This is a genomic window from Achromobacter sp. ACM01, assembly GCF_014851745.1.
Classification (GTDB): Bacteria; Pseudomonadota; Gammaproteobacteria; order Burkholderiales; family Burkholderiaceae_B; genus Achromobacter; species Achromobacter aegrifaciens.
On the sequence record NZ_JACVAF010000003.1, the window covers coordinates 145,306 to 168,454 of the forward strand.

25 protein-coding genes are annotated in these 23,149 nt (G+C 65.4%); 8 read left to right on the plus strand and 17 right to left on the minus strand.

Features of this window, described 5'->3' with window-relative positions; all coding sequences use genetic code 11:
- Positions 1–69: 69 nt before the first annotated feature.
- Complete coding sequence (gene alaC, locus IB268_RS15445) at positions 70–1,257, minus strand: alanine transaminase (RefSeq protein WP_054451081.1); 1,188 nt, start codon at positions 1,255–1,257, stop codon at positions 70–72.
- A gap of 612 nt (positions 1,258–1,869) precedes the next feature.
- On the opposite strand from alaC, the gene IB268_RS15450 reads away from it, so the two are divergent.
- The 3 genes from IB268_RS15450 to IB268_RS15460 all read left to right on the plus strand — a co-directional run bounded on the left by IB268_RS15450 (position 1,870) and on the right by IB268_RS15460 (position 4,554).
- Positions 1,870–2,331, plus strand: a complete 462-nt coding sequence (locus tag IB268_RS15450; RefSeq protein ID WP_119450533.1) for an Mth938-like domain-containing protein — start codon at positions 1,870–1,872, stop codon at positions 2,329–2,331.
- A complete protein-coding gene (locus tag IB268_RS15455; RefSeq protein WP_054451079.1) occupies positions 2,328–2,792 on the plus strand; it encodes a peroxiredoxin in 465 nt (154 codons plus the stop codon). The genes IB268_RS15450 and IB268_RS15455 overlap by 4 nt, the downstream gene beginning before the upstream one ends.
- A 61-nt stretch (positions 2,793–2,853) precedes the next feature.
- Entirely contained in the window at positions 2,854–4,554 is a 1,701-nt protein-coding gene (locus IB268_RS15460) for a PhoH family protein (RefSeq protein WP_054451078.1), read from the plus strand.
- Positions 4,555–4,700: 146 nt separating this feature from the next.
- Here the strand turns inward: IB268_RS15460 and IB268_RS31325 are convergent, their stop codons facing one another.
- Entirely contained in the window at positions 4,701–6,122 is a 1,422-nt protein-coding gene (locus tag IB268_RS31325) for a carbohydrate porin (protein WP_125470877.1), read from the minus strand.
- A 440-nt stretch (positions 6,123–6,562) separates the two neighbouring features.
- Here IB268_RS31325 and IB268_RS15470 point away from each other — a divergent pair, with 440 nt between their 5' ends.
- Complete coding sequence (locus tag IB268_RS15470; protein ID WP_119450535.1) at positions 6,563–7,267, plus strand: TetR/AcrR family transcriptional regulator C-terminal domain-containing protein; 705 nt, start codon at positions 6,563–6,565, stop codon at positions 7,265–7,267.
- A 70-nt stretch (positions 7,268–7,337) separates the two neighbouring features.
- On the opposite strand, the gene IB268_RS15475 is transcribed toward IB268_RS15470, so the two are convergent.
- From IB268_RS15475 to IB268_RS15505, 7 genes are all read right to left on the minus strand, one after another.
- On the minus strand, positions 7,338–7,469 hold the full coding sequence (locus IB268_RS15475) for an entericidin A/B family lipoprotein (protein ID WP_042792660.1): 132 nt from the start codon (positions 7,467–7,469) through the stop codon (positions 7,338–7,340).
- A 42-nt stretch (positions 7,470–7,511) separates the two neighbouring features.
- The gene (locus tag IB268_RS15480) at positions 7,512–8,207 is read right to left on the minus strand and encodes a fumarylacetoacetate hydrolase family protein (protein WP_054451075.1); all 696 of its coding nucleotides are present in this window, start codon (positions 8,205–8,207) and stop codon (positions 7,512–7,514) included.
- Between the two features lie 166 nt (positions 8,208–8,373).
- The gene (locus IB268_RS15485; protein ID WP_054451074.1) at positions 8,374–8,676 is read right to left on the minus strand and encodes a Dabb family protein; all 303 of its coding nucleotides are present in this window, start codon (positions 8,674–8,676) and stop codon (positions 8,374–8,376) included.
- Entirely contained in the window at positions 8,676–10,553 is a 1,878-nt protein-coding gene (locus tag IB268_RS15490) for an ABC transporter permease (RefSeq protein ID WP_192354498.1), read from the minus strand. The genes IB268_RS15485 and IB268_RS15490 overlap by 1 nt, the downstream gene beginning before the upstream one ends.
- Positions 10,554–10,566: 13 nt before the next feature.
- The gene (locus IB268_RS15495) at positions 10,567–11,259 is read right to left on the minus strand and encodes an ABC transporter ATP-binding protein (RefSeq protein ID WP_054451072.1); all 693 of its coding nucleotides are present in this window, start codon (positions 11,257–11,259) and stop codon (positions 10,567–10,569) included.
- A gap of 1 nt (position 11,260) precedes the next feature.
- Positions 11,261–12,022: an ABC transporter ATP-binding protein gene (locus IB268_RS15500; protein WP_119450537.1), complete on the minus strand. Its 762-nt coding sequence runs from the start codon at positions 12,020–12,022 to the stop codon at positions 11,261–11,263.
- A 10-nt stretch (positions 12,023–12,032) separates the two neighbouring features.
- Positions 12,033–12,812, minus strand: coding sequence for an SDR family NAD(P)-dependent oxidoreductase (locus IB268_RS15505; RefSeq protein WP_054451070.1), 780 nt, complete (start codon positions 12,810–12,812; stop codon positions 12,033–12,035).
- Positions 12,813–12,986: 174 nt separating this feature from the next.
- Here IB268_RS15505 and IB268_RS15510 point away from each other — a divergent pair, with 174 nt between their 5' ends.
- The 4 genes from IB268_RS15510 (at position 12,987) to IB268_RS15525 (ending at position 16,284) form a co-directional block, all read left to right on the plus strand.
- Positions 12,987–13,385, plus strand: coding sequence for a cupin domain-containing protein (locus tag IB268_RS15510; protein ID WP_054451069.1), 399 nt, complete (start codon positions 12,987–12,989; stop codon positions 13,383–13,385).
- Between the two features lie 68 nt (positions 13,386–13,453).
- Positions 13,454–14,665: an ABC transporter substrate-binding protein gene (locus IB268_RS15515; RefSeq protein WP_054451068.1), complete on the plus strand. Its 1,212-nt coding sequence runs from the start codon at positions 13,454–13,456 to the stop codon at positions 14,663–14,665.
- Positions 14,665–15,426 (plus strand): SDR family NAD(P)-dependent oxidoreductase, encoded by a 762-nt coding sequence (locus IB268_RS15520; protein WP_192354499.1) that lies wholly within the window; start codon positions 14,665–14,667, stop codon positions 15,424–15,426. Before IB268_RS15515 ends, IB268_RS15520 begins: the two co-directional genes overlap by 1 nt.
- A 15-nt stretch (positions 15,427–15,441) precedes the next feature.
- Complete coding sequence (locus IB268_RS15525; RefSeq protein WP_054451066.1) at positions 15,442–16,284, plus strand: IclR family transcriptional regulator; 843 nt, start codon at positions 15,442–15,444, stop codon at positions 16,282–16,284.
- Here IB268_RS15525 and ppa read toward each other — a convergent pair whose 3' ends face one another.
- The 8 genes from ppa to IB268_RS15560 all read right to left on the minus strand — a co-directional run bounded on the left by ppa (position 16,285) and on the right by IB268_RS15560 (position 23,121).
- Positions 16,285–16,815, minus strand: coding sequence for an inorganic diphosphatase (ppa, locus tag IB268_RS15530; protein ID WP_013392552.1), 531 nt, complete (start codon positions 16,813–16,815; stop codon positions 16,285–16,287). It abuts the gene before it with no gap.
- 32 nt (positions 16,816–16,847) lie between these two features.
- The gene (locus IB268_RS15535; RefSeq protein ID WP_192354500.1) at positions 16,848–18,470 is read right to left on the minus strand and encodes a heme biosynthesis HemY N-terminal domain-containing protein; all 1,623 of its coding nucleotides are present in this window, start codon (positions 18,468–18,470) and stop codon (positions 16,848–16,850) included.
- Positions 18,471–18,475: 5 nt separating this feature from the next.
- Entirely contained in the window at positions 18,476–19,669 is a 1,194-nt protein-coding gene (locus IB268_RS15540; RefSeq protein ID WP_054451064.1) for a uroporphyrinogen-III C-methyltransferase, read from the minus strand.
- Between the two features lie 37 nt (positions 19,670–19,706).
- Positions 19,707–20,525 carry a uroporphyrinogen-III synthase gene (locus tag IB268_RS15545; protein WP_192354501.1) on the minus strand — a complete coding sequence of 273 codons (819 nt, stop codon included), beginning with the start codon at positions 20,523–20,525 and terminating at the stop codon, positions 19,707–19,709.
- Positions 20,525–21,472, minus strand: coding sequence for a hydroxymethylbilane synthase (gene hemC, locus IB268_RS15550; protein ID WP_192354502.1), 948 nt, complete (start codon positions 21,470–21,472; stop codon positions 20,525–20,527). Before hemC ends, IB268_RS15545 begins: the two co-directional genes overlap by 1 nt.
- A 9-nt stretch (positions 21,473–21,481) precedes the next feature.
- Positions 21,482–21,604 carry a hypothetical protein gene (locus IB268_RS31185; RefSeq protein WP_042792647.1) on the minus strand — a complete coding sequence of 41 codons (123 nt, stop codon included), beginning with the start codon at positions 21,602–21,604 and terminating at the stop codon, positions 21,482–21,484.
- Positions 21,591–22,310 (minus strand): TerC family protein, encoded by a 720-nt coding sequence (locus IB268_RS15555; protein WP_054451061.1) that lies wholly within the window; start codon positions 22,308–22,310, stop codon positions 21,591–21,593. The genes IB268_RS31185 and IB268_RS15555 overlap by 14 nt, the downstream gene beginning before the upstream one ends.
- A gap of 112 nt (positions 22,311–22,422) precedes the next feature.
- Entirely contained in the window at positions 22,423–23,121 is a 699-nt protein-coding gene (locus IB268_RS15560) for a TerC family protein (protein ID WP_054451060.1), read from the minus strand.
- Positions 23,122–23,149: the final 28 nt, after the last annotated feature.

Consider the following 23,149-nt stretch of genomic DNA (forward strand, 5'->3'; position numbering starts at 1 on the left):
GGAGCCGGCTTTGCCGGTCCGCTGCGGCGCCCCCTTGAGGGGGAAGCGCGCAGCGCTTCGGGGGTGGGCCTAGCGCAGCAATCCGTCCTTGCGGAACATGTCTTTGATGCCTCGCACCGCTTGCCGGGTGCGCTGCTCGTTTTCGATCAAAGCGAAGCGCACGTATTCGTCGCCATACTCGCCAAAGCCGATCCCGGGGGACACGGCCACCTTCGCATCCGACAGGACGCGCTTGGCAAATTCCAAAGAGCCCATCGCCCTGTAGGGTTCGGGGATCTGCGCCCAGATGTACATGGACGCCTTGGGAATTTCCACATTCCAACCTGCTTCATGCAAGCCGCGCACGAGCACGTCGCGGCGGCTTTGGTACTGCGCCACGATTTCGTTCACGCAGTCCTGCGGACCGTCCAGCGCGGCGATGGATGCCACCTGGATCGGCGTGAACGTGCCGTAGTCGTGATAGCTCTTGATGCGCGCGAGCGCGTTGACCAGCTCGCGGTTGCCGACCATGTAGCCGATGCGCCAGCCCGCCATGTTGTAGCTCTTGCTCATCGTGAAGAACTCGACGGCGACATCGCGCGCGCCGGGCACCTGCATGATGGACGGCGCCACGTAGCCGTCGAAGGTGATATCGGCGTAGGCCAGGTCATGCACGACCAGGATGTCGTGTTCCTTGGCCAGCGCCACCACGCGCTCGAAGAACGACAGGTCCACGCATTGCGCGGTCGGGTTGCTGGGAAAGCCCAGCACCATCATCTTGGGCTTCGGGATGGACTCGCGCACGGCGCGTTCCAGTTCCTCGAAGAAGTCCACCCCCGGCGTCATGCGCACGGAACGGATATTGGCGCCGGCGATGACCGCGCCGTAGATATGGATCGGATAGCTGGGGTTGGGTACCAGCACGGTGTCGCCGCGGTCCAGCGTGGCCAGCATCAGGTGGGCCAGGCCTTCCTTGGAGCCGATGGTGACGATGGCTTCGGAATCCGGATCGAACTCGACCGCATAGCGGCGCTGGTACCAGTCACAGATCGCCTTGCGCAGGCGCGGAATGCCCTTGGACACGGAATAGCCGTGCGTGGTCGGGCGGGTCGTCGCTTCCACCATCTTGTCGACGATGTGCTTGGGAGTCGCGCCGTCCGGGTTGCCCATCGACATGTCGATGATGTCTTCGCCACGCCTACGCGCCGCCATCTTGAGCTCGCCGGTAATGTTGAAAACGTACGGGGGCAGACGCTCGATGCGGGAGAACTTCCTCATGATGGGAATCCTTAGGGGGCGATAAAAAGGGCGAAAAAACCAGGGCGCGAATGCGCGAAGGGGAAAAGGGTCCGAAACGCTGCGCCGGCAAGGGATTGCAGTGCAGCAAAACCCTGTAATCTAGCGCAAGGAGGGCTGTGCGGCAAATGGGGAAAAAAAGGGGCCGATTTCAGGGTCCGCCCGAGGGAAATCGCGTGGCAAAGAAGCCCTGTTTTGCCGCCGGGCCGCCCCAAGGCAAAACGCGCCCCCTCGGGGGCAGCAAGCGAGCGCAGCGAGTGCGGCGTGGGGGCCTCGTTTCTCCGCCGGGCCGCCCCAAGGCAAAACGCCCCCTCGGGGGGCAGCAAGCGAGCGCAGCGAGTGCGGCGTGGGGGCCTCGTTTCTCCGCCGGGCCGCCCCAAGGCAAAACACCCCCTCGGGGGGCAGCAAGCGAGCGCAGCGAGTGCGGCGTGGGGGCCTCGGTTCTCCGCCGGGCCGCCCCAAGGCAAAACGCGCCCCCTCTTGGGGGCAGCAAGCGGGCGCAGCGAGTGCGGCGTAGGGGTCTCTCTCGTGGATACCCTGCAACATGGCGTCATCCCGATGCGCTATTATCGGGCCATATAGCCGGAGTTTTTATTGAAGCTGCATACCGATCCTGCGACGGCCGCTCTGAATACCGTCACCGCCTATGGCGATGGCTATATCGAGGTCAACCAGGTACGTTTTTCCTCCTCGGTCGCGTTCGGCCCCGAAGGCGAAGTGACCCACTGGCCTGTTGAGTCGCCGGCCGACATCACCCCCACCCTCTTGCGCCAGGCGGCCGGATTGTCCGAGCCCGTCCGCGACCCCATGGACTTTCTGGACGAACCGGAAGCCAGCCCCAGCCGTCCCGCGAATGCGCCGGAAGTGCTGCTGGTGGGCACGGGCGCGCGCCAGCAGTTCCTGCGCCCCGAGGTGCTGCGCCCCCTGCTGGCGGCCGGCATCGGCGTCGAGATCATGGACACGCACGCCGCCTCGCGCACCTACAACATCCTGATGGCGGAGGGCCGGCGCGTGGTCGTGGCCCTCATCCCCCCCAACGGAGAATCCCAGAAATGACGCCGACCATAGGCAAACCCGCCCCGCTGTTCACCGCCGAAAGCACCATAGGTCCGATCAGCCTGGAGCAATGCCAGGGCCGCGCCGTGATCCTGTATTTCTATCCCAAGGACAACACGCCTGGCTGCACCACCGAAAGCCAGGATTTCCGCGACCTGCACGCCGAATTCCTGGCGGCCAGCGCGGTGGTCATCGGCATCTCGCGCGATTCATTGAAATCGCACGAGAACTTCAAGGCCAAGTACGAACTTCCCTTCCCTCTCATCTCCGACGCCGACGAAACCGTCTGCAATCTGTTCGGCGTCATCAAGCAGAAGAACATGTACGGCAAGCAGGTGCGCGGCATCGAGCGCAGCACCTTCCTGATCGATGCCTATGGCGTGCTGGTGCAGGAGTGGCGCGGGGTGAAGGTCCCGGGCCACGCCAAGGAAGTCCTGCAAGCAGCGAAGAGCATCGGTTAGCCGTCAGCACAGGTTTTACCCGTCAGGCGCTATAGCCGGCCCACACTGGAGAGTGACAAATATGCCGCTTCCGAAGTTGCCCACCCGTCCCGCAGCCATCCTGACCTTCCCCTCGGGCGAATCCGCCCGGGCGCAGGCCCGCAGCACCAAGACCGCCGCTGCGCGGTCCAGTACCCAGGCAGTCCTCGCCGAGGACAACGAAGACGAGCTCCTCGTCCAGCCCGAACTTGAAGGCCTGGCCGCACCGGCCCGCAAGGCGCAGATCCCCGCGCCCGCCCGCCAGGTGCCGCCGCCGGCGCCAGCCGCTCCCGCTGCGCGCGCCGAAACGCGCCGCGCCAAGCCGGCGCCCGCCAAGCGCACCAAAGCCCGCGCCCAGAACGAACCGCGCAAGCTGTTCGTGCTGGACACCAACGTGCTGCTGCACGATCCCAGTTCCCTGTTCCGCTTCGAAGAGCACGACATCTTCCTGCCGATGATGACGCTCGAAGAGCTGGACCATCAGAAGAAGGGCATGTCGGAAGTGGCGCGCAACGCGCGCCAGGTCAGCCGTTCGCTGGACGCGCTGGTGCAGGACGCGACCCAGCTGGACGAAGGCCTGGAGCTGACCAAGCTGGGCAACAAGGACGCCACCGGCCGCCTGATGTTCCAGACGACCGCGATCCACAGCACGCTGCCGTCCGACCTGCCCATGGGCAAGGCCGACAACCAGATCCTGGGCGTCGTGCGCGCCCTGCAGGAAAAGTACCCGCAGCGCGAAGTCGTGCTGGTGTCCAAGGACATCAACATGCGCCTGAAGGCGCGCGCGCTGGGCATGGCCGCTGAAGACTACTTCAACGACCATGTCATGGAGGACTCGGACCTGATGTACTCGGGCGTGATGCAGCTGCCCGAGGACTTCTGGAACAAGCACGGCAAGGACGTGGAATCCTGGCAACAGGGCGGCACCACCTTCTACCGCATCCATGGCCCGCTGTGCTCGCAGTTCGTGGTCAACCAGTTCGTCTACTTCGAAGGCCAGATGCCGCTGTACGCGCAGGTGCGCGAGGTCAGCGGCAAGATGGCGGTGCTGGCCACGCTGCGCGACTACACCCACGGCAAGAACAACGTCTGGGGCATCACCGCGCGCAACCGCGAGCAGAACTTCGCCATGAACCTGCTGATGAATCCGGAGTGCGACTTCGTGTCACTGCTAGGTCAGGCGGGCACGGGCAAGACGCTGCTGGCGCTGGCCGCGGGCATCACCCAGGTGCTGGAAACCAAGCGCTACACCGAAATCATCATGACCCGCGTCACGGTGCCGGTCGGGGAAGACATCGGTTTCCTGCCGGGTACGGAAGAAGAGAAGATGCTGCCCTGGATGGGCGCCCTGGAAGACAACCTGGACGTCCTGAACATGGGCGAAGGCGAAGGCAACGGGGACTGGGGGCGCGCCGCCACCATGGATCTGATCCGTTCGCGCATCAAGGTCAAGTCCCTGAACTTCATGCGCGGCCGCACCTTCCTGAACAAGTACCTGATCATCGACGAGGCGCAGAACCTGACGCCCAAGCAGATGAAGACGCTGGTCACGCGCGCGGGCCCGGGCACCAAGGTGATTTGCCTGGGCAACATTGCCCAGATCGATACGCCCTACCTGACCGAAGGCAGTTCCGGCCTGACCTTCGTGGTCGACCGCTTCAAGGGCTGGCCGCATTCGGGGCATGTCACCCTGCAGCGCGGCGAGCGTTCGCGCCTGGCCGACTATGCTGGAGATGTGCTGTAGGCCTCGCCCCCATGCGCCTCCTGCCGCAGGCGACCAGCGCAGGCTTGGCCCAAGGAATGAACGCCCGATGAATCTCATCGGGCGTTTTTTTTGGCAGTCCCCATATAGTAAAGATGGCCATGGGGCGGAAGGGAAGAATGCCCCCCTTACATGAACATGTTGAACCCCACCAGAAAATTCAAGGCATTGTTGTCCACGGGCACGAATGACGGGGATCGGATGTAGCTGAGTCCCGTGCTCAGATAGACGCCGGGATAGAGGCGCGCCATGTAGGACACCATGGCCGCACTGCTCGAGTTGGCCGTGTCCACGCCCCGCTTGCCGAACGCGTCCTTCGCGGTATCGCTGAAATCCGACCAGGTGACCGTGGCGGATAGCATGTCATAGGGTCGCGATGGAAACGTCCCTATCGTATATAGCCTGGCCTCCACGAACTTGGTGTACAGATTCTGATCCGCGGGAGCAAGGTGCAAGGAAAGGCCGGCGTACCATCCCTGCGCAGACGAGGAGTTGGGCGTCAGCCGCGAAATCTGCTGGTCTCCCGCGGCATAGAGCGCGTAGTTGTTCGAGCTGCGCTGGCGGGAATCGAACCTGGCGTAGTCGGACGTATTGAAAATCCCCCCGATCCGAAACCATCTCGAAGGGTTGTCGGGACTTGCTTGCTGCTTCACTCCGGTTTCGTTGATCGCCAACCACCCGCTTCCCGGCGTTTTCCACTTCAGCCCATGCTGATGTTCCGACTCTTCGGCCTCTGCTCCATAGGGGCTTATGCTGCGCTGAATTCCGGTCTTGTTGTAGAAGCCGCCAGAGCCGTTGTAGGTCACGTTTACGCCCGGGGTGGCGAAAGGCAGGCGTGACAGGCCGACCTGAAAGGGAATGATGGCATTCATCCCTTGCGCGCCGACCGCCAACGAACCGCCAACGTACAAGCCCACGAACTCCAGGGCATTGCTGAGATAGCCTGCCTTCAACTCCCACTGACGGTTGTTGAATGTGGTGAAGTACGCCAGCCGGCTCAGCGCAATGTCCGCCGAAGGCCCCTTCGGCGCCCAGCTCGCGTGCCCCGTCATGGCGCTGAAAATCAATTGGCTTTGATCGTTTCCGTGCTGACCCAGGTCATAAGTCAGGACAAGCTGCTGTGTCTCCGCGACGGTGGGAACCTGGCCGTTGTACGACTGCTTGCGATGCGTCCTCGGGTTTCCGCCTTTGAGGTCGTAAGCCGCGGAGTTCAAGCTGACTATCTGAAAACCTATCCCGTGCCGCGCCAGGTCGGAACGAAATCCGCCGGCATCCCGCAGCACTGTGTCTCGAATCGACGGAATCCGGACCAGCGCGCCCTGCTCCATCAGGCGCTCAAGAGACGCAAAATCAGACGCAGGCGGCGGCGCGGATTCCGCGACCGAGGCCTCGGATGAGGGCCGTAGCTGAGCGACGGTTCCGCGCTCGAGCCCCGTTCGGGATTCAGAGGCATTGCAGTCCCATGCAATCGCCCCCATGGCGGTAAAGATCGACACGATCGAGTGCGCCGGCACTTTGACCTGGCGCGAATTGATGATCTGGTTTGGCACGCGGCCTCCTTCAATCCCGGATTTCTCGCTGGTTCTCTGAAAAATCTGGATTGTTTAGACATAACAATCGGGCATGTACGCATAGGTCATGGTCGATGCAAGAATTCAGGGAGGGGAGGCATCCCGATAGCGCGTCCGCAGCCGTCTCAATAGCCCGGCCCGGATGCTCCAAGCTTGGGGCCAATTGAGATATTTCATGCCGACCGGTGTCGAAAGTTGATCACTGGGCGAACCACCTCCATTCCGTGCAGCCTGCTGCTGGTCACGACGTTGTTGGCAGCGATCCATGCACCCTCTGATCAGCATCCCGCCTCTTCAACGCCTTATTCCCGGCCGGGAATATGGCGTTGAAGTTAGTGTTACGATCAACTGAGGTCAAGCAGGGTTTTCCTCAGGATGTGCCATGCTTTCCGCGCTCAAGCAGACTTGAGGCGGCCTGCTTGTTGACCAAACATCACGCCGAAAAGACGATGAAAAAAGACGTTTTAGGGGAAGTTGAGCGCGGAAGAGGAGAACGAGCCGGCCTTGATCTGGACCGGATCTTGCGGGCGGCAAGGCGCATCGGTCACGACAAATTGTCGATGCAGGCACTGGCGGATGCGCTCAATGTGGACCGGAAGGCGCTCAACTATCACGTGAAAGATCGCCAGACGCTGCTGGCGCTTGTCGCGAAGGACACGCTGACGGCCAGCTTCAGCAGCGCCGACATCGCTCACGCGGCCACATGGCAAGACGCATGCAGGACCTACGCGACCCACCTGGTCGACGCAGCCGTCGCCATGGGGGGCTTGGCGGAACATCTTCGCTTTGACGATTCCGAGCTGATGAGCTGGAACCTGCTGCCGACCGAGGAATTGCTCGAACAGCTGAATCGGGCGGGCTTCAGCGAAGCGGCCGCGGTGCGCCTGGCCGTGCTGCTGGCCGCCCTCTGCGTTGGCCATGTGAAGGATATCTGGCAGGCCAGGTCAGCGGTCGATCGCACCAGACCTCGCCAGCTTCAGAAATGGCTGGATTCGGTCGATGGAAAGTCCTATTCACGGCTACGCCAGGCCGTCGCATTGGGAATCGACACCTACGGGCCCGAGCAACTCGATTTCTCACTCAGGATTTTCATAGCGGGCGCAGAAGCACACCTTGCTTCCTAGCGCCTGAACGTGCAAAGGCCTGAGCGGGGCGTGACTCCCAACTCAGGCCTTCTCAAAACCGCCCCGGCAATTACTTGTCGGCGGCGTTGGTAATGGCGTTGCCTGCCTTCGACATGTCCTTGCCCATGCCCGCGACGGTGTTGCAACCGGCGAGAACGAAGCCGAACACGACGAAGGCGGTCAGCACGATCTTGCTGCGCATGCTGGCGCTCCTGAAGTGGTGAAAACGGATCCGGGGCGTACTTTAAACGATCTGGACGCGCAGTTCACCCAGGCCTTCGACGCCGCCGGTGATCACGTCGCCTTGCAGCACGGCGCCCACGCCTTCGGGCGTGCCGGTGAAGATGAGGTCGCCGGGTTGCAGTTCGAACAGGCCGGACAGGTAGGAAATGCTCTCAGGAATGTTCCACAGCATCTGCGAAATGTCGCTGGACTGCTTGCGCTGGCCATTCACGTCCAGCCAGATGGCGCCCTTTTCCAGGGTGCCGACGACGCTGCGCGGATGGATCGGACCCAGCGGCGCGGACAGGTCGAAGGCCTTGCCGATTTCCCAGGGGCGGCCCTGCTTCTTCATTTCGCCTTGCAGGTCGCGGCGGGTCATGTCCAGGCCCAGCGCATAGCCCCACACACACTCATTGGCCTGTTCGACCGGGATGTCGCGGCCGCCCTTGCCCAGCACCACGACCAATTCCATTTCGTAGTGCAGGTTGGAGGTCTTGGGCGGATACGGCATCTTGCCGGTTTCGCCGTCGGCCACGCTCAGCACGGCGTCGGCCGGCTTGCAGAAGAAGAACGGATCCTCGCGGCCCGTGAAGCCCATTTCCTTGGCGTGTTCGGCATAATTGCGGCCGACGCAATAGACGCGACGCACCGGAAACAGCGCGGCGCTGCCGGCAACGGGAACCGCGACGGGCGGCTGAGGGGGCAATACGTAGTCCATGTTCACTCGACCTATGAAGAATACGTGGCCGGAATCCGGCAATAGAAAACAGCCAGCCCCGCGAGGCGCCCGCTACCGCGGGCGGCCTGCCCTGCAGGCGGCCAGACGATGAAAAGTCATCCGCGAGTTTATCCCTTTCCGGGAGCCCGGGCGCGGTTCGGGCCATTCAGCTGAACGTAGGAATTTCCCCGTCATACACCACCAGGCGCTCGATGAAGCCGGCCATGTAGGCCTTCATCTCCTGGTGCGCGGGCGAGACCTGGTAGCGGTCATGCGCGGGGCTGTCCGCAAAGGCCGCCACCACGGCGTGGGTCAGGCCGTCCGAGCGGCTGGCTTCGTTGGGCCGGAAGGCGTAGCCCGCCACGCCTTCGCATTCGGCCAGGATGCGTTGGCAATAGCCCTGGACGCGGTCATGGAAGCGCGCGTCGGCGGCCTCGGACAGCTGCAGCATTACGACATGCAAGTACATCAGGATTCCTTTTTCGTACGGGTAAGCGCCAGCCAGGCCCGCGAGACCAATCCCATGATGCCGTCGCGGAACAGGAGGACGCAGAGGACGAAGATTGCGCCCTGGACGATGAGCACCCAGGAGCCCAGCGGCGCCAGGTAGTTCTGCAGCGACACGAAGGTGAACGCGCCGGCCAGCGGGCCGAACACCGTGCCGATGCCGCCCAGCAGCGCCATCAGCACCACTTCGCCGTTGGCGTGCCAATGCACGTCCGTCAACGACGCGACGCCGAACACCAGCACCTTCAGGCCGCCGGCCAGCCCCGCCACCGAGGCCGACAGCGTGAACGCCATCAGCTTGTAGCGCGAAGTGGAATAGCCCAGCGAGCGCGCGCGCTGCTCGTTGTCGCGCACCGAACGGATCACCTCGCCAAAGGGCGAGTTCAGCACGCGCAGCACAAAGGCATAGCCCAGCGCGAACACGGCCAACGTGAAGTAATACATCGGCATCACGCCATCAAGATCGAAGATGCCGAACAGCTTGCCGCGCGGCACGCTTTGCAGGCCGTCCTCGCCGCCGGTAAAACCCGCCTGGACCGCAATGAAGTAGACCAGCTGCGACAACGCCAGCGTGATCATCGCGAAGTAGATGCCCTGGCGCCGGATCGCGACGGCGCCAAACGCCAGACCCAGCAGCCCCCCCGTCAGCACCCCGGCCAGTAGGCCGAGTTCGGGCGTGGCGCTCAGCAGCTTCATCACGATGCCGGTCGCGTAGGCAGCCGCGCCGAAGAACGCGGCATGGCCGAACGACAGCAGGCCCACGTAGCCCACCAGCAGATTGAAGGCCGCGGCAAACAGCGCGAAGCACAGCACCTTCATCAGAAAGGTCGGATAGATGAACCAGGGCGCGGCGATGGCGGCCACGGCCAGCACAGCCATCGCCACGCGCATGCCGCGGCGGCTCAGCTGCACCGGCTCGCGCGTGGCCTCGGCGGCCAGCACGTTCTGCACCTGCAGCGGCTTGCCGAACAGGCCCGCGGGCTTGCACAGCAGCACCAGCACCATGATGATGAAGATCGCCAGGTTGGCGGCCTCGGGATAGAACACCTTGGTCAGGCCTTCGATGATGCCCAGCCCGAAACCACTGATGATGGCGCCCATGATGGAGCCCATGCCGCCGATCACCACCACCGCGAACACCACCACCACGAGGTTGGAGCCCATCATCGGACTGACCTGGTAGATCGGCGCGGCGATCACGCCCGCCACCGACGCCAGCGCCACGCCCAGCGCGTAGGTCAGCGTGATGAGCAGCGGCACGTTGATGCCGAAGGAGCGCACCACCGTCGGATTCTCGGTGGCCGCGCGCAGCATCGCGCCCACGCGGGTCTTCTCGATCAGCACCCACACGGCCAGGCACAGCACCAGCGACACCGCCACCGCCCAGCCGCGATACCAGGGCAGGAACATGAAGCCCAGGTTGACGCCGCCAGACAACGCCTTGGGTATCGTGTAGGGCAACCCCGATACGCCATAGGCCTGACGCAGGCCGCCTTCGATCAGCAGCGCGATGCCAAAGGTCAGCAACAGCCCGTACAAGTGATCCATGCGGTAGGTGCGCGAGATCAGCAGGCGCTCGACCACGATGGCGAACACGGCCATGATGAGCGGCACCAGCACCAGCGCTGCCCAGTAGTTCACGCCCAGATAGTTCAGCAGCATCCAGGCCAGGAATGCGCCCGCCGTGTACTGCGCGCCATGGGCGAAGTTGATGATGTTCAACAGGCCGAAGATCACCGCCAGCCCGATCGACAGCAGTGCGTAGAACGAACCGTTGATCAGGCCGAGCAGCAGTTGGCCGAATAGTGCCGTGGACGGCACGCCGAATATTTCGAACACGTGGATTCTCCCCTCAGACGCCCAGGCGGCGCTTGATCCGCTCGGGATCGTTGCGCGCTTCTTCTGCCGACAGCTGGTCGACGACGCAGCCGTGCTCCATGACGTAGTGGCGGTCAGCCACCTTGGTCGCGAAACGGAAGTTCTGCTCGACCAGCACGATGGTGAAGCCCCGCTCCTTCAGGGTGCGGATGGCATGCCCGATCTGCTGCACGATGACGGGCGCGAGGCCCTCGGTGGGTTCGTCCAGCAGGATGAGCTGGGCGCCGGTGCGCAGGATGCGCGCGATCGCCAGCATCTGCTGTTCGCCGCCCGACAGGTTGCCGCCCGAACTGGCGCTGCGTTCGCGCAGGTTGGGAAACAGCGTGTAGATTTCGTCCAGCGACATGCCGCCATCGGCCAGGCGCGGCGGCAGCATCAGGTTTTCGGTCACGTCCAGGCTGCGGAACACGGCCCGTTCTTCGGGGCAATACACCACGCCCAACCGCGGAATGCGGTGCGCCGCCATGCCCACGGTCTCCTGGCCGTTCAAGCGGATGGAACCGCGCCGCTTGTCCATGATGCCCATGATGGCGCGCAGCGTGGTCGTCTTGCCCGCCCCGTTGCGGCCCAGGATGGTGACGAGTTCGCCGCGCCTGACTTCCATGTCCACGCCGTGCAGCACGTGGGATTCGCCGTACCAGGCGTTGAGGTCCTTGATAACCAGCATCTCAGTGCGCCTCCTCGTCGGAGCCCATGTAGGCCGTGATGACGCGCTCGTCGCTCGACACGGTGGCGTAGTCGCCCTCGGCCAGCACCGCGCCGCGCGCCAGCACCGTGATGGTGTCGGACAGATCCGCGACTACCGACAGGTTGTGTTCGACCATCAGGATGCTGCGGTTGGCGGACGCGCGCCGGATCAGCGCGGCGATGCGGGTCACGTCCTCCTGGCCCAGGCCCGCCATGGGCTCGTCCAGCAACATGATTTCGGGCTCCAGCGCCAGAGTCATCGCGATTTCCAGTGCGCGCTTGCGTCCATATGGCAGCAGCGCCGCAGTGGTGTGCGCCAGGCCGGAGAGGCCGACCGCGTCCAGCAGTTCCATGGCGCGGCCGTTCAGGCGGTCGATGCTGCTGCGGCTGCGCCAGAAGCGCCAGCCATCGCCGTGCTGGCGCATCAGCGCCACGCGCATGTTCTGCAGCGCCGTCAGGCCCAGGAACACGGCGGATATCTGGAACGAGCGGACGATGCCCAGGCGCGCGATCTGCTCGGGCGCCAGCGCCGTGATGTCGCGGCCGCGATAGTGGATGACGCCCGCGTCGGGCGCGAGGAACTTGGTCAGCAGGTTGAAGCAGGTGGTTTTGCCTGCGCCATTGGGGCCGATCAAGGCATGGATGGAGCCTTCGCGCAGGGACAGGGACACGCCGTCGACGGCATTGAAGCCGCCGAACCGCTTGACCAATCCCTGGGCGGACAGGACCGCTGGGGTGTTCATGGGCGCGCTCCTACATGCGGGCCAGCAGGCCGCCGTCGATCGCCAGGACGTGTCCGTTGACGAACGCGGCGCCCGGCGAGGCCAGGTAGACCACCGCGGGTGCAATGTCTTCCGGCGCGGCCCAGCGGCCGGCGGGCACCGCCGTGGCCAGGAAGGACTGGAACTGCGGATTGTCCTGCAGCCCCTGCGTGAAATCGGTGCGCACGAAACCGGGCGCCAGTGCATTGCAGGTGATGCCGCTGGCGCCGTATTCGACCGCCAGCGCGCGCGTGAAGGCCGCGATCGCGCCCTTGGCCGTGGCGTAGGCGGCGATGTTGGGCATGGTGGCCTGCCCTGCCACGGACGACATCAGCACGATGCGGCCGAAGCCGCGCTTGCCCATGCCGGGCAGCACGGCCCGCGCGCAATGGAAGGCGCCGTTGACGTGCACGTTCTGCAAGGCCTGCCATTCGGCGGAGCTCATCTCCACCACGGGCTTGCGGTTCTGGTTGCCGGCATTGCTGACCAGTACGTCGACCGCCAGCCCTGCGTTATCCAGTTGCGCGACGGCATCGGCCACGGCCTTTTCGTCGGCGACATCGAAAGGCGCCCCGTGGGCCTTGATGCCTTCGGCCGCCAGGCGCTCGCAGGCGGCCGCGCAGGCCTCGCCGGAAAGATCGTTGATTACCACCTGGGCGCCAGCCTGGCCCAATGCCCGCGCGATGGCGTAGCCCAGTCCCCTTGCTGCGCCCGTCACCAGCGCGACGCGCCCCGCCAGACCGAACGTGCGGTCCAGATAGTCGTGTTTCAAGCTTGTCTCCTTGGTCTTATATGCGCCGGATTTCTTGGCCCGGCCTGTGTCGCTGCATGCTTGCGCCGGGCAAAAACATGATTGACATAAATCTCAATATACGCGACTATTTTTAAACACTCAATAACAAGATTTTTTCTTTATCTCTCATAAAGAGTTCTGGTAGGAGACATCATGGCCCTGGAAACGCCCGGCTGCCCCGCAGCCAACGCCTTGCCGCCCCTGGCTTCACGCTTCCTCAAAGTTGCCGATCTGCCGTGGAAACCGACGCAAGTGGAAGGCATAGACATGAAGGTGCTGATGCAGGACAAGGAGACCGGCTTGCTGACCGCCCTGTTCCGCTGGCAGCCCGGCACCGAGCTGCCGCTGCATGAGCACGTGGAGGTCGAACAGACCTTCGTCCTGGAAGGCTCGATCGTCGACGCCGAAGGCGAGGTCTGCGCTGGCGACTACGTGTGGCGTCCGCGCGGCAACCGGCACGTGGCGCGCGCGCCCAATGGCGCCCTGGTGCTGAGCTTCTTCCTGAAACCCAATATGTTCATCGACGCCTACGCCGGCCAGACGCTGGAGTAAGCGGCCCCGGCGCGACCGTCCGGCACAGGACGGCGCGCAAAGAAACTAGCCCCCGAGGAGACATACCCATGAAGACCCGTTTGAAGAACAGCCTGGCCGCCTGCGTGCTGGGCGCCCTGTCCGTATCGGCCCAGGCGCAGGTATCCGATGACGTCGTGAAGATCGGCGTGCTCGGCGACCAGTCCGGCATGATGGCCGACCTGTCCGGCAAGTTTGGCGTGGAAGCCGTGAAGATGGCCGTCGAGGATTTCGGCGGCACCGTGCTGGGCAAGCCCATCGAAGTGATCTCGGCCGACCACCAGAACAAGGTCGACATCGGCGTGGCGACCGCGCGCCGCTGGTACGAGAATGACAAGGTGGACTTGATCCTGGACGTGCCCAACTCCGCGATCGCACTGGCGGTGCAGGACCTGACCCGCCAGATGAAGCGCGTGGTGATCTTCACCAGCGCAGGCTCCGCCGACCTGACGGGCAAGGCCTGCTCGCCCAACGGCATGCACTGGACCTACGACACCTATGCCTATGCCACCGGCGTGGCCAACGGCGTCATGGAAGACGGCGGCAAGAGCTGGTACTTCATCACTTCCGATTACGCCTTCGGCCATTCGCTGGAGCGCGACGCCATGGCGGTGGTCAAGGCCAAGGGTGGCCAGGTCGTAGGCAGCGTGCGCCACCCGATCGCCAGCGCGGACTTCTCCTCGTTCCTGCTGCAGGCGCAGGCCTCCAAGGCCCAGGTGATCGGCCTGGCCAACGGCAGCGGCGACACCATCAACAGCATCAAGCAGGCGTTCGAGTTCGGCATCATGGGCAGCAAGCAGCGCGTGGCCGCCCTCTTCATGAGCATCGTGGACGTGCGCAGCGTGGGGCTGGAATACGCGCAGGGCCTGAATCTGGTGGAACCCTTCTACTGGGATCTGGACGACAAGTCGCGGCAATGGTCCGAGCGTTATTTCAAACGCACCGGCCGCATGCCGTCCATGGTCCAGGCCAGCAACTACAGCGCCGCCATGCACTATCTGAACGCCGTCAAGGCCGCCGGCACGGATGCTTCCGAACCGGTGTTGAAAAAGATGCATGAGACGCCCATCAACGACTTCATGACCGAGAACGGCCGCATCCGCGAGGATGGCCGCATCATGCGCGACCTCTACCTGTTCCAGGTCAAGAAGCCCTCGGAGTCCAAGCGCGACTGGGACTACTACAACCTGGTGCGCAAGATTCCGGCGGAACAGGCCTTCCGCCCGCTCAAGGACGGCGCCTGCCCGCTGGTGAAATCGTGATGGACGGCGCGCTTGGACTGCTGGCCGGCAAGCGCGCCATAGTCACGGGGGGCGCCAACCCCCGTGGCATAGGCGCTGCCATCGTCGAGCTTTTCATCGCCCAGGGCGCCACGGTCGCGGTATTGGACCAGGCCTATCCGGAAGGCGCCAACACGGCGCTGGCCGCGGGCCGCATCGACCTGCACTGCGACGTGTCCCGCGCGGCCTCCTGCGAGGCGGCAGTCGCCCGCGTCCGGGAGGCGCTCGGCGGCATCGACGTGCTGGTCAACAATGCCGGCATCGTCGCGGCCACGCGCATCTGGGACCTGCCCGAGGACGAGTTCCGCCGCATGGTGGAGGTGAACCTGACCGGCACCTACAACGTCACGCATGCGGCGCTGCCGGAATTGCTGCAAAGCGCGCGGCGTCCGGCCATCGTCAATCTGGGCTCCACCGCCGCCTTGCGCGGCGGCGGCCTGCTGGGCGGCTCGCATTACGCCGCATCCAAGGGCGGTGTCATCAGCTTCACCAAGGCGCTGGCGCGCGAGCTCGGCCCGCGCGGGGTGCGCGCCAATTGCGTGGCGCCCGGCATCATCGAAACGGACATGACGCTGGGAAAATTCGGCGAAAATTGGGAACAAGAACTCAAACAGGGCATTCCGCTACAGCGTTTCGGCTCGCCCGCCGAAGTCGCCCAGGCCATACTTTTCCTGGCCTCGGACCTGTCCTCCTACTCAACCGGCATCGTGGTCGACGTCAATGGCGGCTTCCACATTCACTAGGCGCGCCCTCCCGCAATGAGCACTCCAGACCGCATGTTGTCCATCCTCGACCTCTTTCGCGACGACACCACCGCCGCGTTCCAGGAAGACGTCATGGCGCATCTGGACTGCTCGCGCGCCACGGCTTACCGCTACCTCAAGTCGCTGACCGAAAGCGGGCTGCTGGCGCCCACCTCGGGCGGCGCCTACGTGCTGGGGTCGCGCATCATCGAGCTGGACCGCCATCTTCGCCAGCACGATCCGCTGATGCGCGCGGCGCGCGAGGTCATGCGAGCCACCGGCGACGAGCTGCACGCCAATCTGATGCTGTGCAACTACTACGGCGACAAGGTCATGTGCGTGGACCGCTACTGGACCGATGATTCGATCGAATCGAGCTACGCGCGCGGCCGTCCCTACACCATGTTCCATGGCGCCACCGCCAAGCCCATCCTGGCCAACCTGCCGCCGTACCAGCTGCGCAACCTGATGCTGTGGCACGCCGCGGAAATCCGCGAAGCCGGGCTGGGGGAGGATTGGGACGAATTCCGCGCCAACCTCAAGCGCCTGCGCGCAGCCGGCGTCTACGTGTCGCACGGCGAGGTCGACCCTGGGCTGATAGGCATAGGCTCGGCCATCTTCAGCGCCGAACAGAAAGTCGTGGGCAGCCTGGTGTTCATCGCCGCGGAAGCGCGCACCTCGGCCGAGCGGCTGGAGGTACTGCAGGCGCGCATCCAGATCGCGGCCGCGCAGGTGTCGCGCAATCTGCAGGCTCCGCAAAGCAACGGCGCGGCGGCGATCGGCATCATGCCGTCGCGGCCGCGCCGCATCAAGACGTCAGCCGGCGGCGCTGCGCCGGCCAAATCCAGGAAGCCGTAATCAGGCCTTGTTGTAGCGCTCGGCGCTGCGGACGATTTCCTCGTGCGCGGCGTCCAGGCCCTTCCAGCCCTTGACCTTGACCCACTTGCCCTTTTCCAGGTCCTTGTAGTGCTCGAAGAAATGCTGGATGCGGGAGATGTCTTCCGCCGGCAGATCTTCGTAGGACTTGATGTTGCGGTACGGGGGGTACAGCTTTTCGATCGGCACGGCCAACAGCTTGGCGTCGCCGCCCGACTCGTCGTCCATTTCCAGCACGCCGATGGCGCGGCAGCGCACGACCGCGCCGATCTGGATCGGGAACGGGGTCAGCACCAGCACGTCGGCGGGGTCGCCGTCTTCGGACAGGGTTTGCGGGATGTAGCCGTAGTTGCACGGGTAGTGCATGGCAGTCAGCATGAAGCGGTCAACGAAAATCGCGCCCGTGTCCTTGTCGACCTCGTACTTCACCGGGTCGGCGTTCATGGGGATTTCGATGATGACGTTGAAGTCTTCCGGCAGCTTCTTGCCAGGGGAGACGCGATCAAGACTCATGATTCAACCTTGTTGTGTGTCTGAAGGATTGTTCAAATCGAGCCGTCGTCCTTGAACGGCGGCTTGGTAGCCGGCACGGGCGCGGCGGCAGGCGCGGGCTTGGACCCGGCGGGCGTAGCCGGAGCGTACGTGGGCACGGGATCATCGAAAGCCGCCGCCGGGATGGGGGCGCTGTCGAAGTACTCGTCGATGTCGGAGGTGCCGCCGCCGGCCAGCGGGGCATCCTCGGGAGCCAGCGCACGCTCGCGCTGTTCTTTGTTCTCGCGGGCGTCCGGATCCAGCACGTAGTCGGAGGCCGACGCCGCCACGGCCGGCGGCAGCGCGGGGTAATCGCCGCCAAGTTCGGTGTCGCTGTCGACGTCGGACAGGCCCACCGCATAGCCGCCTTCGGCGTCCACGCGGTAAGGATCCGAACCGGTGTCCGCGGCCGGCAAGGCGGCATCCGCCGCCAGCACCGGCAGCGCCATGCTGGCCGCCGTTGCCAGGCGCCAGTGGCGCACTGCGTCGGCGGGACGGTCCAGGCGGTCGTACAGGCTGCCCAGCAGCGCATGCGTCTGCGCATCGCTGCGGCGGCTCAGGCTGCGCAACAGATAGCGTTCGGCCTGGCCCCAGAGCTGGCCGTTCAGGCACAGCATGCCCAGCGCGGTAAGCAGGTCCGGATCGGTGGGACGCTGTTGCAGCCAGGTTTCGGCACGGGCCAGCCGGCGCGACACCTGCTCGGCCTCGCAGCGGGCGTAGGCCGCCACCAGGGCGGGATTGAACTTCACGGCGACTGCGGCTTCCAGCACGCGTGCGGCCTCGCTGGCTTCGCCGGCGGCCTCGAACGCCGCCGCGCCCGCCAGCGCGATTTCCGGCAGGAGGCGCTCCTCGGCCTTGAGATCCTTCCAGATGGCGCGCCAGGCGTCGCTGCCACCTGCGGCGGCGGCGCGCAGCCGCGCCGCGCCCGAAGCGTCGATCAATTGATCGGCTTCGGAACGGGCCAGCGCATTGCGGCGCACCAGGCCCCGCGCCAGCGTGAACACCTGCTCGTCATGATGCAGGGCGGTGTGCGCACGCAGCAGCAGGCGCATGGTGTGCAGATGGCGCGCGCCGCCGCCGGCCAGCGGCTCCAGCACGGCCAGCGCGCGCTCGGCGCGGCCCTGGTCCAGCAGCATGTCGGCCGACACGGTGGCAGTGGCTTCGATCAGGCCGGCATCCGTGCCGGCTTGCTCCTGCGCGATCGCCAGCAGGCGGTCGCGGCGGTCGAACTCGCCCAGGCCATGCGTGGCGCGGGCGGCGGACAAGGCCGCCAGCACGCGGCGCGTCTGGACCTTGGTCTGATCCAGCAGCTTGGTCAGGTCTTTTTCGGCGGTGGTGTAACGCCCTTCCAGCAGGCCGATCCAGCCGCGTTCCAGCAATTCGTGGTCGCGCGCCTGGGCGCGCTTGCCGCGCCAGGCCCGCACGCGGTCGGGAATGGCCAGCAGCCACGCCAGCAGGCGCAGGCCCACGTACAGCACGATGAAGGCCGCGACGATCAGCAGGACCGCCAACGTCAGCGACATGCTGATGCGCCACGGCCAGACCAGCAACAGCACGTTGCCGGAGTGCGAACGCAGCACCACCGCCAGGGCGACGGCGACGACGGCGAGCAGCAGTGTCCAGAACCAGGTACGCATAAGCCTCAGTCCTGTCCGCTGGTCTTGAAGCCCGCGGCGCGCAGCGCGGCCACGGCGTTCAGGCTGTCGGCCACTTCCGGCATGCGCACGGCAATGTCGGTCTGCGCCAGTTCGCGTGCCAGGGTCTGGGCCGCGACGGTGTCGGGGGACCGGCCGTCGAAATACTTGGCGAGCGTGACGCCGACGTTGTCGAGTTCGCTCTTCCAGACGGCGGGCTGGCGCATCAGCATGGCCAGTTGCGCCGTCAGCAGGCGTTGGCGCAGCGTGCCGCGCACCTGGTCGGCCTGGTCGGGCGACAGCAGCAAGGCAGCCGGCTCGTCCACGCGCTGGATCGTGATCAGGCCGCCCAGTTCATGCGCCAGCGCGGAGCCGGCGCGGCCGGGCCAGGAGGCCATCTCGGCGCGCCAGCGCTGCCACCAGGGCGCGTCGGCCGGCAAGCCCGCCAGCGGATCGACCGCGGGGGCAGGTGCGGCCGCCGGCGCGGCTTCGCCGGCAGGCGCCACACCCGGGGCGGCGGCGTCCGGCACCAGCAGCGGCGCCTTGCCGATCAGCGCCACCAGGCGGTCGATGCGGGCCGACTGGGCAGGGATATCCACGGTGGACACGGCGCGCAAGCGGTCCAGGTCGCCGTTGATGGCTTGCTGCAGGCTGGAGAAACGCGGGCGGTCGGCGCGCGCCAGGCGCGATTGCGCCGTTTCCAGCGCCACGATCGCGTTGGAGACATTGCCGGCCAGCCGCAGTTGCTGGTTGGCGATGGTCAACAGGCGCTCGACGTCGTTGGCAAGCAGTTCGTCGCTGGCGCTGTCGTTGAAGTTCTGCCAAGCCAGCTGCAAGGCGTTGTACTGGCTTTGGGTTTCGCGCACGGTGTCTTCAAGTTCGCCGACGCGGCCGGCCTGGGCTTGGGCCAGGGCCAGGGCCTCGCGGGTGTCCTTGCGGGCTTGCGCCAGATCGGTGGTCAGCGTTTCGAGGCGCGTGGCGACCTCGCGGCCGGCGGACACGAACTGGGTGCGCTGCATCCAGAGGGCGTAACCCAGGCCGGCGGCCAACAGGATCAGGATGATGAGGGCGGGGACCAGCGGGCCACTGCGGCGCTTGGCCGGGCGGGCCTTGACGGAATCGGCCGGGGCCGACGCGGGCGCGCTTGCACCCGGGGCGGCCGTCGGAACGACCGGATCGGTAGCGGGAGTCTTGTCTGTCATGACGCGATTGTATTCGGTGTCAGTCCGATGCAACGAATCAAGCAGCAACAAAAGCCTGGAATATCGACTCGTCGTTGGGCAAGCAGATTTTTACCATCGGCCGCGCCCCGCCTTCATGACAGGGCTGTGGCAGCCGGCGCTCCAGGGAGGGATGCGTCAGCACAAAGCTGCACCGCGCCCACCAGTCCGCCAGGCCAGCCGCCTCCAGGCCTGCCCGCAACGCATCCGCGCCCTCGCCGCTGGTGATCAGCCAAGTGGCCGGAATGCCCGCGTCCGCCCAGCGCCGCAGGCTGGCAACCTGATCGGCGCCCCAGCTCGCGGGGCGCCGCAGGTAGGCAGCATGGCGCGTCACGGCCGCGCCGTGCGCCTCGAGCTTGTCACCAAGCCAGTCGCGGCCCTGCGTGCCGCGCACCAGCAGCACGCGCGCGGGCATTTGCGGCAGCCCCAGCAAAACCGCCCAGAGCGCCTCGGAATCGTGGCTGGGCGCGCTTTCAGGGGGATGCAAAACTGTTGTATTCGCGCCAAAGCAGGGGGACAGGCGCAAGGCCTGCGCACTGGCCGGCCCGACTGTGGCGGCGATGACGCCCGCCGGCCAGGGAGCCGGCCCGTCCGCCTGCGCCCATTGTTCCAGGTACAGCCTGGCCGCATTGCCGCTGACGAACACGACCATGTCGTAGTCGGACGGACGCGGCGGCCCGCCGGTCGCGGCCGGCAAAACCTGGATTTCCAGGGCGGGAAGAATGCAGGGCGTCCAGCCGGCGCTCTGCAGGCGGCCTGCCAGGGCCTCGTTGCGGCCGTCGGGCCGCGTCAGGATGGCGACCCGCGGCGGTTCGGCGGCTGCGGACGCCATGACCATCAGTCGGCCCTGGGCGGGTCTTGCAGCAGTTCGCGCAGGATGTCCTGGGCGCCTGCGTCCAGCAGCGCCTGCGCCGCGGCCTCGCCGATGGCCTGGGCCTCGGCCACCGGACCGCTGCGGGCCGTATGGACCATGCGCACGCCGTCGGGCGACGCCACCAAGGCGCGCAACGACAAGGTGCCGCCGGCAATTTCAGCGTACGCCGCCAGGGGCACCTGGCAGGATCCGCCCAGCTTGCGGGACACGGCGCGCTCGGCCACCACACAGGACGTGGTGTCGGCGCTGACCAAGGGGGCCAGCCAGGCGCGCATGTCATCGCGGTCGTCGCGGATCTCGATGCCCAAGGCGCCCTGCCCGGCCGCCGGCAGGCTGTCTTCCGGTTCGAGCAGGCTGCGGATGCGCGAGCCCAGGCCCAGCCGCTCCAGGCCGGCAGCGGCCAGCACGATGGCGTCGTATTCGCCCTTGTCCAGCTTGCCCAGGCGCGTATCGAGATTGCCGCGCAGCGGCTTCACGACCAGCTCGGGATAGCGCGCACGGATCTGGGATTCGCGGCGCAGGCTGGACGTGCCGACAACGGCGCCTGCGGGCAGGTCGGCCAGCGAGCCATGGGTATTGGAGACGAAGGCATCGCGCGGATCCGCGCGATCGAGGACAGCGCAAAGCTCGAACGGCGCCTGCAGATCGACCGGCACGTCCTTCAAGGAGTGCGCGGCCAGATCGGCGCGGCCGTCGAGCAGCGCGTTTTCGAGTTCCTTGACGAAGAGACCCTTGCCGCCCACCTTGGAGAGCGTGCGGTCGAGGATCTGATCGCCTCGGGTCGTCAGGGTGAGTAGCTCAACCGCGCACGCCGGGTACAGCGTGCGCAGCCGGTCGCGCACATGCTCGGCTTGCCACAGGGCAAGCCGGCTGGCGCGGGTCGCGATGACCAGGCGTTGCGGTAGAGACACGAGACGGCATCAAACGAAATTGGAGACGATGACCGTCGCGACCACCCCGAGGATGGCCAGCACGAAAAGGCCCTGAAGGAGGCTCAGGCCCGATTCGGATTGCTGGGGATCGGTGGATCTACGCAGACTCATGTGCTGATTCCTTGGAAGCGGTTTTGCGGCTTGCCAGCCACCGTCCAAGGACAACAACGAGCAAGGCGCCAATGATTTCTGCGCCGATTTTAACCGCAGTGGGCTGCACGCCGAATTGACGCTCGACAACCACGTCGGTGATCAGCATGCCGCCGGCGATCCAGCCCAGCAAGGCCGCGCCGAAGGTGACGACCAGCGGATAGCGGTCGATGAGCTTGAGCACCAGGGTGCTGCCCCAGATGATGATGGGCACGCTGACGATCAGGCCGAACGCGACCAGGCCGATCTGGTGGTCGGCGTGGGCGTTCTGGGCCGCGCCGGCAATGGCGATCACGTTGTCCAGGCTCATCACGAAGTCGGCGATGATGATGGTCTTGATCGCGGCGGCGATGGATGTGCCGCCCTTGATGTTGCCATGGGCATCGTCCTCGGGAATCAGCAGCTTGACGCCGATCCAGACCAGCAGCAGGCCGCCCACGACCTTCAGGAAGGGGATCGACAACAGCGTCAGGGCGAAGGCGATCAGGACCACGCGCAGGATGATGGCGCCCGCGGTACCCCACAGAATGCCTTGCATGCGCTGCTTGGGCGCCAGATTGCGGCAGGCCAGCGCGATCACGACGGCGTTGTCGCCGCCGAGCAGGATGTCGATGAGGATGATCTGGAATACCGCTGTCCAACTCAGCGTCTGGAAAAACTCAAGCACTATGAACCCCCGAAGGCATTTATGAAAAGAGTGGCCGGTCCCGGTCCGGCAAAGCCCGCCGCGCGCGACGCGGCGGGCTTATTCAGTACAACGTATTAGTATAATTCAGCTTTCAGTCAGCTTTCTGGCGCATCAGCAAAACTTTGCCGATAGCCAGCACCAGCACCGCGCCCAACGCGCCTGTCATCAGCGCAAAACTGTGCTGCGTCACGCCCAGGGCAGCGTCGATGCGCGCCACCGGTTCCTGCAAGGCCGGATCGCCCACCAGCAGTTCGCCCGCGATGAAACCCAGCAGCGCCGCCCCCACCCAGACGATGACCGGGAAGCGCTCGATGACCTTCAGGAGCAGCGTACTGCCAAAGATGACCAGCGGAATACTGATGGCCAGACCCAACACCAGCAAGGTCGTGTCGCCCATGGCGGCGGCGGCAACGGCCACCACATTGTCCAGGCTCATGACCAGGTCGGCAATCATGATAGTGCGGATTGCGGTCAGCAGATTGCCTTGCGTCTTACCGGCCCCGTCTTCCTCGCCCTCGGGCAACAGCAGCGTCACGCCGATATAGACCAGGAGCAGCGCGCCGATGAGCTTGAGCCAGGGCAGCAGGAGCAGCTTGGCCGCTACCAGCGTCAGCACGATACGCATGATGATCGCCGCGGCGGAGCCGACCACGATCGCTTTTTTCTGTTGGGCCGGAGGCAGCGAACGCGCCGCCAGCGCAATAACCACGGCGTTGTCGCCCGATAGCAGAATGTTGACCCAAATGATCTGGAGCAATGCTATCCAGAATGCCGCTGAACTGAGTTCCATGCCTCTCTTTCCTAGGTGTGATCCCCCT